The 16,639-nt window shown below is 33.4% G+C and carries 16 protein-coding genes; 9 read left to right on the top strand and 7 right to left on the bottom strand.

Going from position 1 to position 16,639, the window contains the following annotated elements; genetic code table 11:
- The first annotated feature begins 287 nt into the window (after positions 1-287).
- Positions 288-692: a response regulator gene (locus FYJ55_RS02050; RefSeq protein ID WP_154555419.1), complete on the top strand. Its 405-nt coding sequence runs from the start codon at positions 288-290 to the stop codon at positions 690-692.
- A 164-nt stretch (positions 693-856) separates the two neighbouring features.
- The gene (locus tag FYJ55_RS02055; RefSeq protein WP_154555420.1) at positions 857-1,474 is read left to right on the top strand and encodes a hypothetical protein; all 618 of its coding nucleotides are present in this window, start codon (positions 857-859) and stop codon (positions 1,472-1,474) included.
- 31 nt (positions 1,475-1,505) lie between these two features.
- Here FYJ55_RS02055 and FYJ55_RS02060 read toward each other — a convergent pair whose 3' ends face one another.
- Entirely contained in the window at positions 1,506-1,889 is a 384-nt protein-coding gene (locus FYJ55_RS02060; RefSeq protein WP_326831831.1) for an ABC transporter ATP-binding protein, read from the bottom strand.
- Between the two features lie 189 nt (positions 1,890-2,078).
- On the opposite strand from FYJ55_RS02060, the gene FYJ55_RS02065 reads away from it, so the two are divergent.
- From FYJ55_RS02065 to FYJ55_RS02075, 3 genes are read left to right on the top strand one after another with little or no spacing between them, the layout of a single operon-like run.
- A complete protein-coding gene (locus FYJ55_RS02065; RefSeq protein ID WP_229771037.1) occupies positions 2,079-3,797 on the top strand; it encodes a diguanylate cyclase domain-containing protein in 1,719 nt (572 codons plus the stop codon).
- Between the two features lie 38 nt (positions 3,798-3,835).
- The gene (locus FYJ55_RS02070; protein WP_154555423.1) at positions 3,836-5,989 is read left to right on the top strand and encodes a response regulator; all 2,154 of its coding nucleotides are present in this window, start codon (positions 3,836-3,838) and stop codon (positions 5,987-5,989) included.
- Positions 5,970-6,347, top strand: a complete 378-nt coding sequence (locus FYJ55_RS02075; protein WP_154555424.1) for a hypothetical protein — start codon at positions 5,970-5,972, stop codon at positions 6,345-6,347. Before FYJ55_RS02070 ends, FYJ55_RS02075 begins: the two co-directional genes overlap by 20 nt.
- 54 nt (positions 6,348-6,401) lie before the next feature.
- Here FYJ55_RS02075 and FYJ55_RS02080 read toward each other — a convergent pair whose 3' ends face one another.
- Together FYJ55_RS02080 and FYJ55_RS02085 are read right to left on the bottom strand one after the other, a co-directional pair.
- Complete coding sequence (locus tag FYJ55_RS02080) at positions 6,402-6,941, bottom strand: ECF transporter S component (protein ID WP_154555425.1); 540 nt, start codon at positions 6,939-6,941, stop codon at positions 6,402-6,404.
- Positions 6,942-6,998: 57 nt separating this feature from the next.
- Complete coding sequence (locus FYJ55_RS02085) at positions 6,999-7,655, bottom strand: Crp/Fnr family transcriptional regulator (protein WP_154555426.1); 657 nt, start codon at positions 7,653-7,655, stop codon at positions 6,999-7,001.
- A gap of 136 nt (positions 7,656-7,791) precedes the next feature.
- Between FYJ55_RS02085 and larA the strand changes: the two genes are divergently transcribed.
- Together larA and larD are read left to right on the top strand one after the other, a co-directional pair.
- Positions 7,792-9,069: a nickel-dependent lactate racemase gene (larA, locus tag FYJ55_RS02090; RefSeq protein WP_154555427.1), complete on the top strand. Its 1,278-nt coding sequence runs from the start codon at positions 7,792-7,794 to the stop codon at positions 9,067-9,069.
- Positions 9,070-9,087: 18 nt separating this feature from the next.
- A complete protein-coding gene (gene larD, locus FYJ55_RS02095; RefSeq protein ID WP_154555428.1) occupies positions 9,088-9,798 on the top strand; it encodes a D/L-lactic acid transporter LarD in 711 nt (236 codons plus the stop codon).
- 48 nt (positions 9,799-9,846) lie between these two features.
- On the opposite strand, the gene FYJ55_RS02100 is transcribed toward larD, so the two are convergent.
- On the bottom strand, positions 9,847-11,139 hold the full coding sequence (locus FYJ55_RS02100; protein WP_154555429.1) for an MATE family efflux transporter: 1,293 nt from the start codon (positions 11,137-11,139) through the stop codon (positions 9,847-9,849).
- A 56-nt stretch (positions 11,140-11,195) separates the two neighbouring features.
- Between FYJ55_RS02100 and FYJ55_RS02105 the strand changes: the two genes are divergently transcribed.
- Positions 11,196-11,987, top strand: coding sequence for a MerR family transcriptional regulator (locus FYJ55_RS02105; protein ID WP_154555430.1), 792 nt, complete (start codon positions 11,196-11,198; stop codon positions 11,985-11,987).
- On the opposite strand, the gene FYJ55_RS02110 is transcribed toward FYJ55_RS02105, so the two are convergent.
- The 3 genes from FYJ55_RS02110 to FYJ55_RS02120 all read right to left on the bottom strand — a co-directional run bounded on the left by FYJ55_RS02110 (position 11,974) and on the right by FYJ55_RS02120 (position 16,012).
- Positions 11,974-13,737: a serine hydrolase domain-containing protein gene (locus FYJ55_RS02110; protein WP_154555431.1), complete on the bottom strand. Its 1,764-nt coding sequence runs from the start codon at positions 13,735-13,737 to the stop codon at positions 11,974-11,976. The two genes, FYJ55_RS02105 and FYJ55_RS02110, sit on opposite strands and share 14 nt — an antisense overlap.
- Before the next feature lie 49 nt (positions 13,738-13,786).
- Positions 13,787-15,070 carry a shikimate kinase gene (locus FYJ55_RS02115; RefSeq protein WP_154555432.1) on the bottom strand — a complete coding sequence of 428 codons (1,284 nt, stop codon included), beginning with the start codon at positions 15,068-15,070 and terminating at the stop codon, positions 13,787-13,789.
- Between the two features lie 258 nt (positions 15,071-15,328).
- Positions 15,329-16,012 (bottom strand): FadR/GntR family transcriptional regulator, encoded by a 684-nt coding sequence (locus tag FYJ55_RS02120; RefSeq protein WP_154555433.1) that lies wholly within the window; start codon positions 16,010-16,012, stop codon positions 15,329-15,331.
- 436 nt (positions 16,013-16,448) lie between these two features.
- Between FYJ55_RS02120 and FYJ55_RS10935 the strand changes: the two genes are divergently transcribed.
- Complete coding sequence (locus FYJ55_RS10935; RefSeq protein ID WP_229771038.1) at positions 16,449-16,562, top strand: GntP family permease; 114 nt, start codon at positions 16,449-16,451, stop codon at positions 16,560-16,562.
- The last annotated feature ends 77 nt before the right edge of the window (positions 16,563-16,639 follow it).

Consider the following 16,639-nt stretch of genomic DNA (forward strand, 5'->3'; position numbering starts at 1 on the left):
ATTTTTAGCACATTCTTTACGACTTAGTTCTGGATGTGTTAAACAATAATTGACTGCATTTTGTTTAAATTCTTGATCAAACTGTTTCTTTTTATTTGCCATTTTCTTTTGCCTTCCTTTGTCTTTGGATCATCCTCTTTCTATTGTACCACTGGCGTAAATTTTCTCTTTTTGCCTAGTCCTATTTATATGCTAACATCAGTATCGAAAGTGAAGAAGGTAAGGGGACTACCGTCGTTGTAAATCTTCCTCATAGATATATCATAGAAGAACAAGAAGTCAAAAAAGTGAATGATAAAGAAATTGATCTTACAGGAAAACACATCCTTCTTGTGGAAGACAATGATTTAAATGCTGAAATTGCACAGACACTTCTAGAAGATAAAGGCCTTAAAGTTATGCGTGCTAAAGATGGATTAGAAGCCGTAATGATGGTAAAGGAAAATGCGATGGATTGTTTCGACTGTATCTTAATGGATATTCAAATGCCAAGAATGAATGGTTTTGAAGCCTGCAAAGTTATACGCTCTTTGCCAGATGATCGAAACAAACTTCCAATCATTGCCTTAACGGCCAATGCCTTTGAAGAAGATCGTAAAGATTGTTTAGATGCAGGTATGAGTGAACATGTTTCGAAACCGATTGAAATTCAATCTTTACTACAAACAATAGAATCTGTACTAAAAAAATAGCGGCAAGTCCGCTATTTTTAAAACATAAATGTCAAAACGTACAGAAATGTCAGTAGAATTATTTATCTCTAAAAAGTGATTATTAATGATATAATAAATATACAAATATTTGTTCTCAAATAGGAATTATAGATTTGAATATTATACGAAAATGGAGGACAAATATGAAAACACCAAAAGAATATAGGGATAATCTTTTAAATCACATTATCACCAAACAAATGTTAGTGGATTGTTTGTACAGTGTGAATAAACGAGCCAAAAACTATCGTGATAAAGAAAGGAAACAAAGAGCGTATTCGAGATGTCATCGATACGTAGATAATTCTGCATTTATTGAAGGAGCTAGAGAAAAGAAACTAGAGATGTATCGCATGAAAGATATGTTGTTGCAAATTTTGACACCAATTTGTATCCACAAAGAGTTCATTGGATACAAGACTAAAAGAATCTACAGCTATGAAATTAAGGAGTATAAAAAGTACAAGAAACAATTCTTTTACGAAGGACATTATATGGATGATGATTATTCCATTGTGTACTTTGGAGATGTAGAACTTAAGGATGAACCAATATATCACTATTACTTGTTTTATGATTTGGATTATGGACATACTTTCCATACACCAATTAAAGAAGAGGATGTAGAAAAGTATTCTTTACCTATTATTGAAATTAGTGAGTTAGAAACGACGGGTCATAAAGTCAATGATTTGGTAAGTGTACAATTTGTACGAAAAGTGATTCGATTGATTGAAGAAAATATGTATATATTACAGTAAAAGGCGCAGGAAAATTCCTACGCTTTCTTTCTTATAATGCATATACTTTATCGGTTCTTTGAACCACTTCTTTTGAATGAGTGACAATAATAATGCATTTTCCTTGTTGCTTTAAATTATCAAAAATATCCATTATTTCATCCCGCGTATCTGGATTTAAATTTCCAGTTGGCTCATCTGCCAAGATAATTTTTGGACCATAACTTAAAGCTCTTGCGATGGCCACTCTTTGTTGCTGACCACCTGAAAGTTTTAAGATACGACGATGAATCTGGTTTTGATCTAAACCTACTTTTTCCAATAATTCAATAGCTCTTACTTCTTTATCATTTTGATGCACATTCGCAATATCCATAGATAGAGTAATATTTTCAAGTGCCGTTAACTTATTTAATAAGTACTGACTACTCCTCACCGCAAGCAGTAAGGGTTCTTAACTGACAATATTATGCAGCAATCGTACATTAAGTATTATACAAAAAGTTTACAGTTCTTAATAATGATTTGTGTTATAATCTAAAATTGAAAAATATAACCGAGGTATACGAAAGCGAAGAAAAAGACTATAGTTCCATTGATTGTATTTCTTGTAGGAATATGTCTATTGAGTGTATTTACATATAATACGAATGTTCAAATTCAAAAAGATAGGCGTACGATCGCAAAATTAAATGCAGTGACATATGGTCAGCGTATAGAAAATGATATTGAAAATGGAATCGAAATAACAGATACTTTAAAACAGGTATTAATAAATGGAAATGGTCAAATCATAGATTTTTCCAAAATAGCCGAAAATCTAATGTCTTATTCTATACAAAGTGTGCAATTAGCACCGAATGGAGTAGTAACCGAAATTTATTCTGAAGAAGGAAATGAAGCTGGTAAAATTGATTTATTAAAGGATTCAAAGCGAGGCGAAATTTCAAATTACGCAAAAGATCATAATACAATCATTACCCAAGGTCCTGTTGAATTGAAACAAGGAGGTTCTGGGCTTGTTGTTCGTAATCCTATTTATCTAGAAGATGAAAATGGACAAGAATATTTTTGGGGATTTACGATTGCGGTTTTGCGTGTTCCAGAAGTTTTTGAGGATTCGACAAACGCTTTATCTAAGTTTAAATATAATTATCGCCTTTTAAGAGAAGCGTCTGTTTTAGATAAGAAACATGTGGTGGTTGATGCGAATTGCGATAAGATGATTCGCCCGGCCACTTATAATTTGACTGTTGGAAAAGAAAAATGGAAATTGGAAATCATGCCTAGAGCAGGTTGGAGCAACTCTACAACTTTATATTTAATTTTCTTTGGAGGACTATCTTTAGTTCTTCTACTAACTGGACTTACAATAGTCTTATTCCTTTTGGATGAAAGAAGAGTTGAATTAAAAGAACTAGCCCATAAAGATGGACTGACTAAGCTTTATAATCGATATGGATTTGATGAAATGGCCGTAAAGATGATTTCAAAAAATCCAAAAGAACATTGCGTAGCCGTATTATTAGATGTAGATGATTTCAAATTAATAAACGACATGTATGGACATGCCTATGGGGATAAAGCTTTAATAAGTCTAGCTGAAAATATGCAAAAACTTTTTCCATCTTCTGCATTGCTTGGTAGAAATGGTGGAGATGAATTCTGTATTCTTTTATCAAATTGTACAATGGAAGAAATAAAAGAGGCTTTGATTGAATTTACAAAAACTCCAAAAACATTTTCGTATAAAGGGCAAACATATTCTTTTTGTATCTCACTTGGTTATGCCGAATATCCAAATAATGCGATTGAAAGATCTCAACTCATGCGTTGTGCCGATGCAGCTCTTTATGAAGTAAAACTTCATGGTAAAAATGGATGTATGGCCTATAAAGAAGGACTTCAGTCAGGTGTTCGCAAACAACTAGGATTTGTGTTAAATGATATTTCTGAAAATTTACCTGGTGCTTTTATTATTTATCGAGCGGATAAAGAGGATGATGAAATTTTTTACGCAAATAAAGAATTTTTAGATATGGCTGGATATGAAAATCTAGATGCATTCTTTAATGGCACAAAGAAAAGTTTCCGAAACTTAATTCGTGAAGACCAACAAAAAGCGGTAGAAGCAAGTATTTGGAATCAAATTGAAAGTGGAAGTAAGAATGACTATATTCATTATCAATTAAGAAGACAAGATGGAACTTATATTCCTGTACTTGATCAAGGAAGAATTGTGGAAAGCAAACGTTTTGGTCGAGTTTTCTATGTTTTATTTATGGATTGGCAGGCAATTCAGTCGCATTATAGTGAAAAGTTTAACGCAAAAGATGTGCGATAATTTTTGTCACACACCTTTTTTCGTTTTATAATGAAACCATGAAAAATAAAAATTTAATTTATCAAATACTAATTAGTTTTGTGTTGGTTTCTGTTTTAACGAATATGGCATGTTTGTTTATTCGTAACAGCGTAATTCAACAAGAAAAATTAAAGGCAGAATATACAGTAAATTCAACAATCAATCGTGTTGAAATAAAGCTTGAGTCGTATATTGAAAAAGTAGGTTTTTTAAAGAAGACAATTGAAGCTGGAATTGATTTAGATGATGCCTACTTTGAATCTGTGGCATCTAGACTATATGGAGATGATCCGGCTGTTAAGACAATTGAACTTGCGCCAAACGGAATTATTCAAAATGTATATCCATTTAAAGAAAATCAAAAAGCTATTGGCATGGATATGTTGGTAGAACATGAACGTAAAGAGGCTGCTACTTTGGCAAAAGAAACAAGGGAATATACATTAGAAGGTCCTTATGATTTAAAACAAGGTGGAAAAGGAGCTTTATTATACGATCCAATCTATGTGAATGGTGAATTTTGGGGCTTTTCAATACTAGTTATTGATTGGGATGCATTCCTTGCAGAGATTCATTTAGATGAGTTAGAAAGAGCTTCCTATGATTTTGTGATTTGGAAAAAAGATCGTGTCACAAAGGAGAAAATCACTATTTTTAAAAGCTCAGAAAATATAGGTTCAGATACATTGTTGGTGAAATGTGCACTTCCTAATAATAATTGGAATTTTGAAATCATTCCTAAAAATGGTTGGATCAACAAATATGAAATGATGAGTTTAGTTGTAGCAAGTATTATGATCGACTTTCTTGTGACGGCAGCCATTGCCCTGCTTGAGATTCGTCATAAAAAAGATTTAGAATATGCGACGCAAATTGAGATGGAGGCCAAAAAAGCACAAGAGGCAAGTGCTGCCAAATCCCGTTTCTTATTCAGTATGTCACATGATATTCGTACGCCAATGAACGCAATCATGGGATATACGGAATTAATGGAAAAGAATGTTGGAAATATTGGAAAAGAAAAAGATTATTTATCAAAGATTCGATATTCGAGTACATTTCTTTTGGGTTTGATTAATTCAATTTTAGAAATGGCACGTATAGAGAGTGGAAAAGAAACATTAAATATAAAGGTATGTAATATATATGATATTATTGAATCTTTAAATTCAGTCTTTGAAAAACAAGCCGAACAAAAAGGCTTAACTTATCAGTGCACCACAAAGATTCAACATCCATATGTATATTGTGATCAAATTAAGGTTGAAGAAATATTACTGAATATTGTAGGTAATTCCATTAAATATACTGATGAAGGTAGGGTTTTAATTCAAATAGAAGAAGGAGAGCCTGGCCGTATTCAATGCATGATTCAAGATACAGGTATTGGAATGAGTGAAGCGTATTTGCCACATGCCTTTGAAGACTTTTCTAGAGAAAAATCGGGTACGCAAACGAGCGTAAAAGGGACGGGACTTGGTTTAGCGATTGTAAAATCTTTGGTTGATTTAATGAATGGTACGATTGAAATTTCAAGTCAAGTCAATCATGGGACAACAACTCGAATTAAATTTCAGTTCGAAATAGCAAGTGAAAATGAGCTCAAAAATAATCAAGAAACGAATATTATAGCTTTTAAAGGAAAACACATCTTACTTGCTGAAGACAATGATTTAAATGCAGAAATAGCGATGACACTTTTAACAGACTATGGATTGATTGTAGATCACGTTAGTGATGGGGTTGCTTGTGTAAAACAGGTCAAAGAAAAAGAATATGATGTGGTTTTGATGGATATTCAAATGCCTAATATGGATGGCTATCAAGCTACGCAAACGATTCGTGAATTTAGTGATATTCCAATCGTTGCGATGACCGCCAATGCCTTTGAAGAAGATAAACAAAAAGCATTATCCGTTGGGATGAACGGCTATATCGCAAAGCCAATCGATATGGATAAAGTTATTAAAACACTATCAAATGTTTTTGTGTTTAAATGTCCCGTTTGTGGACAATATACATTTCAATCCGGACCAGGAAGCTATGAAATATGTCCGGTATGTGGATGGGAAGATGATAAAGCACAATACAAAAATCCAAATTTAAAAGGTGGAGCGAACCACTTAAGTTTAAAGGAGTACAAAAAACAATATGAAAAGAATCATGAATAAATATTTACTCTTATTTCTTTGTATATTCTCACTTATACTTCCAACAGGATGTGAAGTTAAGGAACAAAAACAAGTAGTCGTAGACTATCAAGAATACCATTTTCGTAATGAAGATTTGTTAGAGTCTCACTATGAAAAACATGGTAAAGAAATGGGATTTTCATCATCAAAAGAATACGAAACGGGTGCCAGTGATGTTGTGAATGATCCAGATTCTTTACATAAAACCGAAAAGGAAGATGGGGATGACGTGTATTATAAAGAGGATACCAATGAATTTGTGGTCGTATCCACGGATGGGTATATTCGAACCTATTTTAATCCGGATGCGGGTAGAAAATATTTTGATAGGCAATGATGAAAAAAAGACCGAATGTCAGATTAAAACCTGAATATTCGGTCTTTCTTGTCATTAAGCTAAAACTGTTTCTGGCTGTTTATAAATATTTTTATTTAAACTACGAACCAAAACAGGTATGACAATCAATTGAAGGATGATACCTGGAAGACAAGTCACAAAGCTAGCCATCATAAATACAGATAGTGTATAGCCTTGTGTACTAAGAATACATGTATTGACTAAACCATTCACAATTCTTCCTGCAAGCATCGCAATAATCAAACTCATATATAATTTGGTCATTTCATTTTTAACAGGAATATAACTTGCACACAAACCAGCTACTAAACCATATACTGCAAGTTCAACCATCATTTGTGGCAACATCATTGCAGGTGGCATACCAGTTGTTACGCTTGAAATGAAAGGTGTTAAAATTCCACATGCCAAACCATATGGCCATCCACAAAATAGTCCGCAAATCAATACTGGAATGTGCATTGGCAAGAATATGCTTCCAGCATTTGGGATAACATGAAATGCCATAGGAAGCAATACACCTAAAGCGATGCATAAAGCGCATGATACTAGTTTTCTTGTGATACTATTCATCGTTAAATACCTCTTCTTCTAAAAATACTTGGTAAGGATGTATGGACATATCAATACTTAACATTGTACATATTGTTTTAAGAAATCTACATCTAAAATTAATATTTTTTGATTCACAATTTTAATGATGCCTTCCTCTTTTAATTTACAGATAATTCGACTCACGCTATTACGAGTGGAGATCCCACAAAATCCTGCAATATCATCATTTGTAATTTGAAAATCAATAAGAGTACCTGCCTCTACTTTACGACCAAATAAATGGATCAATTGATATAAGAAGGAGCATATTGCACCTGTTTTTCCATTCATCATCATAATTTGTTGGCGAAAAATAGCTTCAGATAATTTTTCTCTATAATACGAATTGACATAATCCTGTAGCTTTTTATCTTGACTCACATAATCCCAAAATAAAACTCTAGGAATACGATAAAATGTTGCCACATCACTTTCAACACGAACATTGAATGGTGCGGATGTATATTGACTTACTTGATCTCTTAATAAAGATAGTATGTCTGGGGTATTGATGTAAGAAATGTTAAATTCACGACCATCTGGTAAAATGACACTTGTCTTGACAACACCATCTTTTAATACATAAGTATCTTGTTGTTCAAGTCCATAATACGTTAAATAGGTATGTTTCTTTTTCTTGATGGTTGCTACATTTTTTTCTTTTAAAAAGTTTAATAAGTACTCATTGTCCATATTCGCTCTCCTTTACCGATTTTAAATTATAACAATACTCTAAATTTTGCGAAACAACAAACGTTAACAACGGATGGTGTTTCGCAATTGAATGTTTCGGCTTATATTAATCCCTGAAAAAAAAGGAGAGATAAAAATGTTTGAAATGAATGTGCCTTATGATAAAGGCCAAATGAAAATCAAATTAGAAGATAAGAATTTAGCTGGTGTTTTAGAGGGAAGACAAAGTGATTATAAAACTACACTTTCAGAAAATGAAATTGTGGAACAATCTTTGAATAATCCCATTGGTTCAAAAAGCTTAGAAGAACTTGCCAAAGGCAAGAAAAATATTGTCATTATCAGCTCAGACCATACGCGTCCAGTACCTTCAAAAATTATTACACCTATTCTTTTAAGAAGAATTCGTAGTGTATCACCCGATGCACGTATTCGTATTTTAGTTGCGACAGGCTTCCATAGAGAAAGTACACATGAAGAGCTTGTAGCTAAATATGGAGAAGACATTGTAAAAAATGAAGAAATTGTTATGCACGTATCTACAGATGATTCTTCCATGGTAAAAATTGGACAGTTACCAAGTGGAGGAGACTGCATTATCAACAAAGTTGCAGCTGAAGCTGATTTATTGATTTCTGAAGGCTTTATTGAAGCACACTTCTTTGCAGGATTCTCTGGAGGAAGAAAATCAGTGTTGCCAGGCATTGCATCTTATAAAACAATTATGGCAAATCACAGTGGTGAATTTATCAATGATAAAATGTCACGTCCAGGAAATTTACAACACAATTTGATTCATGAAGATATGGTATATGCGGCAAGAACAGCCAAACTAGCCTTTATTGTCAATGTTGTATTAAATGGAAATCATGAAATTATTGGTTCTTTTGCCGGAGACATGGAAAAAGCGCATGAAAAAGGTTGTGATTTTGTTCGTTCTTTGGCAAGTGTAAATAAAGTAGATTGTGATATCGCAATCAGTACGAATGGTGGATATCCTTTGGATCAAAATATTTATCAGGCAATCAAAGGAATGACAGCCGCTGAAGCTACATTAAATCCAGATGGCATTATCATCATGATTGCAGGTTGTCGTGATGGACATGGAGGTATTGGATTCTATCATAATATTGCAGATGTGAAAGATCCAGAAGAATTTGAACAAAAAGCTATCCATACACCTCGTTTAGAAACCGTTCCAGATCAATGGACATCACAAATCTGTGCACGTATTCTAGCTCATCATAAAGTTATTTTGGTTTCCGATTTAGTAGATCCACAACTTGTAAAAGATATGCACATGGATTTAGCAGCTACAGTCGATGAAGCGCTACAAAAAGCGTTTGAAATAAAAGGAAAAGATGCCAAAGTTGCCGTCATTCCTGATGGCTTGGGTGTCGTTGTAAATATGTAAGGAAGGAAATTTGAATTTATGTTACACAATTTAATTGCGGAATTTTTATCAACAGGACTTATGATTTTATTTGGTGTCGGTGTACACTGCGATGAAGTTTTGACAAACACAAAATATCACGGAAGTGGACACATCTTTGCGATCACAACATGGGCCTTTGGCATCAGTGTTTGTCTATATATTTTTGGCGGAGTCTGTATGAATCCTGCCATGGTACTTGCACAATGTACTTTAGGTATGCTTCCATGGACTAGTTTTATTCCATACGTTGTTGCCGAATTTTTAGGTGCACTTGTAGGAGCTTTGATTTGTTATGTGATGTATAAGGATCACTTTACAGAAAGCGAAGGAAATGTGAACCCAATCGCCATTCGTAATATTTTCTCTACCAATCCAAACTGCAGAAATTTGCCAAGAAACTTCTTTGTCGAAACACTCGCAACAACAGTTTTCCTTAGTGCCATTTTAGCGGTTGCTACAAAGTATGAAACACAATTACCTATTGGTGTTGGACTTATTGTATGGGCTGTTGGTATGGGTCTTGGAGGAACAACTGGATTTGCGATGAATCAAGCTCGTGATTTAGGACCTCGTTTGGCCTTCCAATTATTACCTATTAAGAATAAAGCCAATAATGATTGGCAATATGGATTATTAGTTCCAGGCATTGCTCCTTTTGTAGGTGCATTGCTTGCTGCTTTGTTCTGCCATTTGTTTTTAGGCATTTAATATTAGAAAAGACAGATATTCAGTTTGATTTTGAATATCTGTCTTTTTTTATATTTTTTGTTGTGTTTTTAAATCATATAGGGCAATGCCTAAACAGAAGATGTCAGAGACTGTACAACTGATCCAAATTCCATTTTTCTTAAATAATGTTGTACAAACAAATAGGGATAATAGGACAAAGAGAATACCACGAGAAATCGAAAGCACAAAGGCTTTTCTTGGCTCTTCTAAAGCGACCATGTAGCCGCTTGTGATCACGACATGTCCCATAATCAAGAAGACAAAGCTAAATTGACGTAGCGCTATAATGGTATTAAAGTAGTTTTCTGTATTTACTGGAATAAAAGCAGCCGTGATATTTGGTGCAAACACTTCTACAATTAAGAATAATAAAACTCCAGCACAAGAGACTAAAACACGTGCATATTTATGAAAAGTTGAAACGGCATTTTTATCGCTTCGACCATAATAATAGCTAACTAAAGGCTGTGTTCCTTGACTGGCTCCAACCATCACCATCAATACTAAGTTATAGATATACATCAAAACAGTAAAAGTAACAAGTCCATCCGTACCAAGGAGTTGATTGATACGATAGTTAAATACTGTAATCATTATGCCTGGAGAGATTTCAGAAATACAATCGGGAAGTCCTAAAGATAAAATTCTAGAATATTCATGCCAAGGATAGTTTGCCTTCACAAAATGGAAATGGGATTTATGACTAAACGAAAAATGATAAAAGAAGAAGCAGAAAGTCACAAGTTGAGATAAACCAGTTGCTAAGGCAGCTCCACCAATTCCCATATTCAAGAGTCCCATAAATAAAGGGTCAAGAATTAAGTTTGTGCCAGCTCCTAGACAAATACCCATTATGGACTTTTGGGGGAAGCCATCGGCCTTTAAAAGGACTTCGAAACAATAGGATACAATATAAAAGAAGGAGAAGCAGGATAATACTTTGATGTATGTATCTGCATAAAAAAACACATCTTCATTGGCACCTAAAAATTTTGTGATGTGATGTGAGTTTATAAAAGATAAAATCGCAATACATAAAGCTACACATGAAATTGTGGTGGTATTCATTGTGAATACTTCATGCATTTTTCTTTCTTCATTCGCACCTCGATAAATGGACATCACTGTACTTGATCCAATCGCAAATAAGACTCCAATGGAGAAAATGGTTGTGACATATGGACTTGCCACGTTTATGGAAGCTAATGCCGTATCGCCTTCATAGTGGGCAACAAATATACCGTCTACTAAAGTATATAGATTAAAGATAACCATCGAACATATGGATGGCATGACAAATTTAAGATATTGTTTCAACATAAAATCACCAATTTAAGTGTAAACCTTGGTATAATACTAAGGTCAAGGGTAGCAATATGAAAAAGTATTATAGAATCAATGAAATCGCAAAATTATACAATATTAAAACAGACTCTTTACGATACTATGAAAAAGTAGGTTTAATTTGTCCAATGCGATCAAAATCAAATTATCGATTATATACACTGAATGATATCTATATTTTAAACATAATTCGAGATTGTTTAAAATTAGGGTATGATACACATCAAATCAAAGAATACTTAGATAATCGTAGTGTGAATAATACAATTGTGTTTTTAAAAGAAGAAGAAAAATTGATTCAAAGACAGATTCAAGAATTGAATACAACACTAAGTTCCATTCAAACGCGAATTGAAGATATAGATCGCACGCAGTATATGGAATTTGATACATGTAAGATTGAAGTATATCCCAAAAGATATTGTCGGTATTTAAAAGAAAAAATTGATCAAGATGAAAAAATTGACCTTTTATTGACGAAACTAAGTGAATCGATGGAAGAAGATATTTCTGTACTTGGAAATATGGATTCAGGCAGTGTTGTCGAATATAAAAATGATGAATTCGTCTATACAAGTGTATTTATTTTAACTCAAGAAGAAAAACACGACTTTATTTTAGATGAAGGCATGTATTGTACATATACTTATTCAGGAGAGTATGATCGTACAAACCAGCTCTTTTATAAAATGAAAGATTGGATTCAAGAACACAATTATAAAATCGAAGGACCATTCTTGGAATTTTTATTAATTGATATACATGAAACAAAAAAAGTGGAGGAGTATATTACTTCCATCCACGTTAAGGTTAAACCAAGATGATAAATCCAGATTTAATAGGTTTATATTCTTCAACATCCATTGAATCATAGTATAAATCTCCATTTGAATCCAATACTAGAATTCGATGATTTTCACAAATAGTTGGTAAGACTTCTAAAGTGTTGTTGATTTTGTAGACTTTATTTTCTTTTTCAAATAATTGAGAATTATATGGTTCTATATCATCTTCACAAATATAGGTGTAGCTTGCACAATATAATTTACCATCTTCAAAATAAGGCTCAATACGATCTCTAGAACCGTTACAAGGCGTATGTAAATAACTTTGTGCATGTGTATCATCGATTACTTCAATTGGAAATTCAGATATTACTGGCTCAGATTTATGTCCATGAACAATCAATGACATTGTATCTTCTGTTCTGTTAAATTCAACACTGCATAACATTTGGTTTGTGACAATATCATAATAAGTTGTATCACACACAATATATTTTTTGTTTAATCTGGATTTCCAAACTGAGTTTAGTTCTTGTTTTTTAGACTTTTGTGCAAACGCAACCGTACGATTTCTTGTTGTCTTTAAAAGATAATCTCCTTCAAAGAAGATTTGATTTCCTTTTTCATTTGTCCATTTACCATCTTCATAATCCAACAAATCACTCATGATCCAGCCTTTTTCCGTTTTATCTTGCACAACCATACTTGATTTGATGGTTGTGATTTTTTGTAAACCAAAGGCATGGGCATAAATTCCTGAATAATCTGGATATGTATTTGGTTCTAAATACGTATTGAATAAGCGCATTAAAGTTGTAGGAACATCGAGTCCGCAATCATGTGTTTCACTGAATGCTAATACGGCATTGTATTTAGGAACAATGATCAGTCTTGAACTAAAGAACATACTGTTTCCACCTTTTGCCAAAACTCCATCACCAAAATCATAGTCTGGATCATGGTGTCTGACTAGATCCCAGCCTAAGCCAAAATCAATGGCGCCTAGATCCGATTCAAGGAATGTAGTGCCCCAAGATTTAGCCATTAAAGCTTTTGATTTTTCACTAATAATAGAATTAGGTTCTAGAAATATTTGTCCAAATTTACATAAATCAATCATAGAAGTAGTGATGCCACCAGCTCCTTGAATGGGGAAGTATTCTTTTGGCTTCTTACCTTCAGAAACTAAAGGATAATCCGAATTGATTGTATAAGTTGTGTTGGTGCTTTTTGTGCCAATCTTTTCTGTAATATATTTCTTTAAGACATCTTCATAAGGCATATTACGAACTTTTGAAACGACCATTTCAGCGAGTGTAAACCCATCATTACAATATGTACTGTAAGTTCCTGGATCTGCCTTTAGAGTACTATTTGATAAATAGTTTAATACTTCGCTATAATAGTCAAACTTAGAAGTTGTACTCACACTAAAATGTTTCCATTGTGTCCCTGGAAGTCCACTCGAATGATCTAGGCACATGCGTACTGTAATATCTTTATATCTTTCATCTTTCATTGTAAATTCAGGAAGAATGTCTGCAACTTTATCTTCAAGTTGAATTAATCCTTCGTCCACTAACTGCATAACACATACGGTACAATAGATTTTAGATATCGAACATACATTAAATGTACAATCCGTCGTGATGGGTTGATTGTTGATTTTGTTGATGACACCAATCGCATCGGCACATACAATTTTTCCGTTTTGCATGAAGGCATAGCTACAAGCTGTATAATCTGGCTTTATCATAGCTTTTAATAATTGTGTAACTTGATTTTCCATATGATTTCTCCTTTTTTAAATGAAAACGAGAAGATAATAAACCTTCTCGCTACTCTGCAATGGCATCAATTAAAATGCTGTGATAGGCATTCACAATGTCATCAACCGTTTCTTCAATATTCGCATTGTTGACAGCTACATAAGAAGCGTATTTTTGGTACAATGGGTATCTTTCTTTATGCATTTGTTGAAGGGCTTGTTTAGAATTTGATAAAGGTCTATTTGGATCGGAACTAATTAATTTATCGATATCACGATCAATGAAAATCGTGATTCCATTTAAACGCAAGAAGTCCATATTGACTTTATGCTTAATGACACCACCCCCTGTCGCAATGATTTTATTGTTCATTTTACTAGCTTCAATCGCAACCTCTGTTTCAATGGCTCGAAATCCAGCTTCTCCAGATTCCTGGAAGATTTCTGGAATGCTTTTGCCGGCTTTGGCAATAATCATATCGTCTAAGTCGAAAAATTCTTTTCCAAGCTTTTCTTCAAGTATTTTACCAATTGTAGTTTTACCAGCACTAGGCATACCAATCAATACGATGTTACAACGATCTTTCAACATCTCCTTTTTGATTTCATCAATGATAGAATCGTCAAAAGACATATTTTCAAAAATTTCAAATGTATATTTGGCTTGCGCAATCAACATCTCTAAACCAATCACACGCTTGATATCGGCTTCTTGAGCTTCAAAACATAAACGAGTAAGAATTGGGTTGTATACAACATCTAATACACATTCTAATTTATGGAACCAGGTTACATCAATTGGTGCATTCACAATATTTGGAAACATTCCTACAGGACTTGTATTGACGATAATATCTGCATCTAAGTGAGATGTATATATTTCATCATAGCTAATGGCACCACGATTTGCACTTCTTGAAACAATCACAATGTCTTTTGCGTTTTCGTGTTCACAAACGGCTTTAACAGCAGCGCATGCACCACCGTTACCAATAATCAAGACCTTCTTGCCTTCCATATGTACGTTGTGGGCTTTAACCATATATAAGAATCCACCAAAGTCTGTATTGTACCCTTTTAATTTGCCATCTACATTGATGATTGTATTGACAGCACCAATAGCGTTAGCACTCTCATCCATTTCATCTAAGTAAGGAATGACATCCTTTTTATATGGAATAGTCACATTGATTCCTTTGAAATCTTTCTTTTCCATAAATTCTTTGAATTCTTCTTTATTTAATTCCACCAATTGGTAGTCATAATCTTTTACGTTCTCAATCTCTGCAATTCTTGTCTGAATTTGCTTGGAGAAACTATGCCCCAAGTGCTCACCTATCAATCCGTATTTCATATCATTTCCTCTTTTCTAGAACGCACTTTAAATGTTAAAAAAAGCATTTCGAAGAAGAAATGCCTTTTGAATGCCCTGAAATTTAAAAATAACCATCGTATACATATGGCTTTTTCAGGGCTATTTAAAGTAAAAGTAATAATGTCTTGAAGTGTTCATACGCATAGGATACACCATTTCGTTGAAACTGGCAACCTTAAAAATGAAAATAAATGTAAAAACAAGAAAACTGTTTCAAAAAAAAGACCATACATATGGTCAAATACTTTTCTGGATTGTTTTTCTGTTGTAAACCAAGTGAAGATACATCGCATCTTGTGCACGTAAAGTGTCGTGTGCGGCAATAGCTTCGGCAATTTCACGGTGCGATTCGATTGTCTCTTTGTGTAATGTGTTTCGAGTCATTTCTACAAATAATGGAATGGAACTATTGATCACTGGCACTAAACGAGGTACAACCACATTTTTACTACTTAATGCGATAGCGGTATGAAATTCAATATCTTTTTGAATGTGATCTTCATTGTTTTTTAATAAATCTTCAATTTCATCACAAAGTTTTATGATTTTTTTTATGTCTTCTTCATCTGCATTGGCGGCAGCCATAGAAGCTATGGATGGCTCTAGTAGAAAGCGTACTTCTAATAAGTCGTGAACCAATTTCTTTTTATTTGAAATAAAAGTGAATCCTAAAGGATCTTCTACCATTCCAGGGGTTTTGGCAATATAAGTTCCTGAACCTTGGCGAATAGTTACGATATTGCGAGATGCAAGTAATTTCATGGCTTCACGAACTGAACTCCTTCCTGCATTCAATTTTTCACATAAAACAGTTTCGTTAGGAAGCTTATCTCCAGGCTGTAGGTTTTCTTCTAATATAAGTGAGATGATGTCTTCGGATATTTTTTGTGGAAGACTTCTTTCATCTGGTGAATTCATCATATGATTTACTCCGTTTCTAATCTATATTTATAATAAGGGATTGTTGAAATGATGTAAATAATTATATTGCATTTTAAAATAAAACGATATATTATTGTAAAGGTCAGATGAATTAATAAAAATTAGAAAATTATAACGCTATTCGATAGGCTTAACAATCCAAAAGGTCAGATGAATTAATGGAATTTATATAAACATCAGATGAATGAAGAGATAATTGATAGAAGATATAGCTTTTTTTTGCAGATCCAACGGTACCTGTAGTGGAAATTATTTTTTTACTTGAATTGATTATTGAATTCAAACCTCATTTGGTTCTTTTCATGATGCTTTCGACTTTTATTATTAGAGTCAAAGTGGATTAAATTGTATTACTAATTGGAATTGGATCCATGTTTGATGGGATTATCTGGTGTTATGACTTAATAGAGCGGCCATGTGTTTGGCAATTTGTGGAGGGGCTACAGCCTTGAGTCATATTAATGATGCAGGTTTCTGGTTAGTTGGTTTATTATTAAAAATTGATGATAAGACAACACTGAAATCATAGACGATTATGGAAACACTTATTGGTGTAACAGCACCGATAGTTAGTTTAATTATTTCGCTATTTGCGTAGGAGGAAAA

Source organism: Holdemanella porci, from assembly GCF_009696075.1.
Taxonomy (GTDB): domain Bacteria; phylum Bacillota_I; class Bacilli_A; order Erysipelotrichales; family Erysipelotrichaceae; genus Holdemanella; species Holdemanella porci.

Coding starts and splice junctions, on each gene's coding strand:
- FYJ55_RS02055 (WP_154555420.1), top strand. CDS start 857: ATGAAAACACCAAAAGAATATAGGGATAATCTTTTAAATCACATTATC.
- FYJ55_RS02070 (WP_154555423.1), top strand. CDS start 3,836: ATGAAAAATAAAAATTTAATTTATCAAATACTAATTAGTTTTGTGTTG.
- FYJ55_RS02075 (WP_154555424.1), top strand. CDS start 5,970: ATGAAAAGAATCATGAATAAATATTTACTCTTATTTCTTTGTATATTC.
- FYJ55_RS02080 (WP_154555425.1), bottom strand. CDS start 6,941: ATGAATAGTATCACAAGAAAACTAGTATCATGCGCTTTATGCATCGCT.
- FYJ55_RS02085 (WP_154555426.1), bottom strand. CDS start 7,655: ATGGACAATGAGTACTTATTAAACTTTTTAAAAGAAAAAAATGTAGCA.
- larA (WP_154555427.1), top strand. CDS start 7,792: ATGTTTGAAATGAATGTGCCTTATGATAAAGGCCAAATGAAAATCAAA.
- larD (WP_154555428.1), top strand. CDS start 9,088: ATGTTACACAATTTAATTGCGGAATTTTTATCAACAGGACTTATGATT.
- FYJ55_RS02100 (WP_154555429.1), bottom strand. CDS start 11,139: ATGTTGAAACAATATCTTAAATTTGTCATGCCATCCATATGTTCGATG.
- FYJ55_RS02105 (WP_154555430.1), top strand. CDS start 11,196: ATGAAAAAGTATTATAGAATCAATGAAATCGCAAAATTATACAATATT.
- FYJ55_RS02110 (WP_154555431.1), bottom strand. CDS start 13,737: ATGGAAAATCAAGTTACACAATTATTAAAAGCTATGATAAAGCCAGAT.
- FYJ55_RS02115 (WP_154555432.1), bottom strand. CDS start 15,070: ATGAAATACGGATTGATAGGTGAGCACTTGGGGCATAGTTTCTCCAAG.
- FYJ55_RS02120 (WP_154555433.1), bottom strand. CDS start 16,012: ATGATGAATTCACCAGATGAAAGAAGTCTTCCACAAAAAATATCCGAA.
- FYJ55_RS10935 (WP_229771038.1), top strand. CDS start 16,449: ATGTGTTTGGCAATTTGTGGAGGGGCTACAGCCTTGAGTCATATTAAT.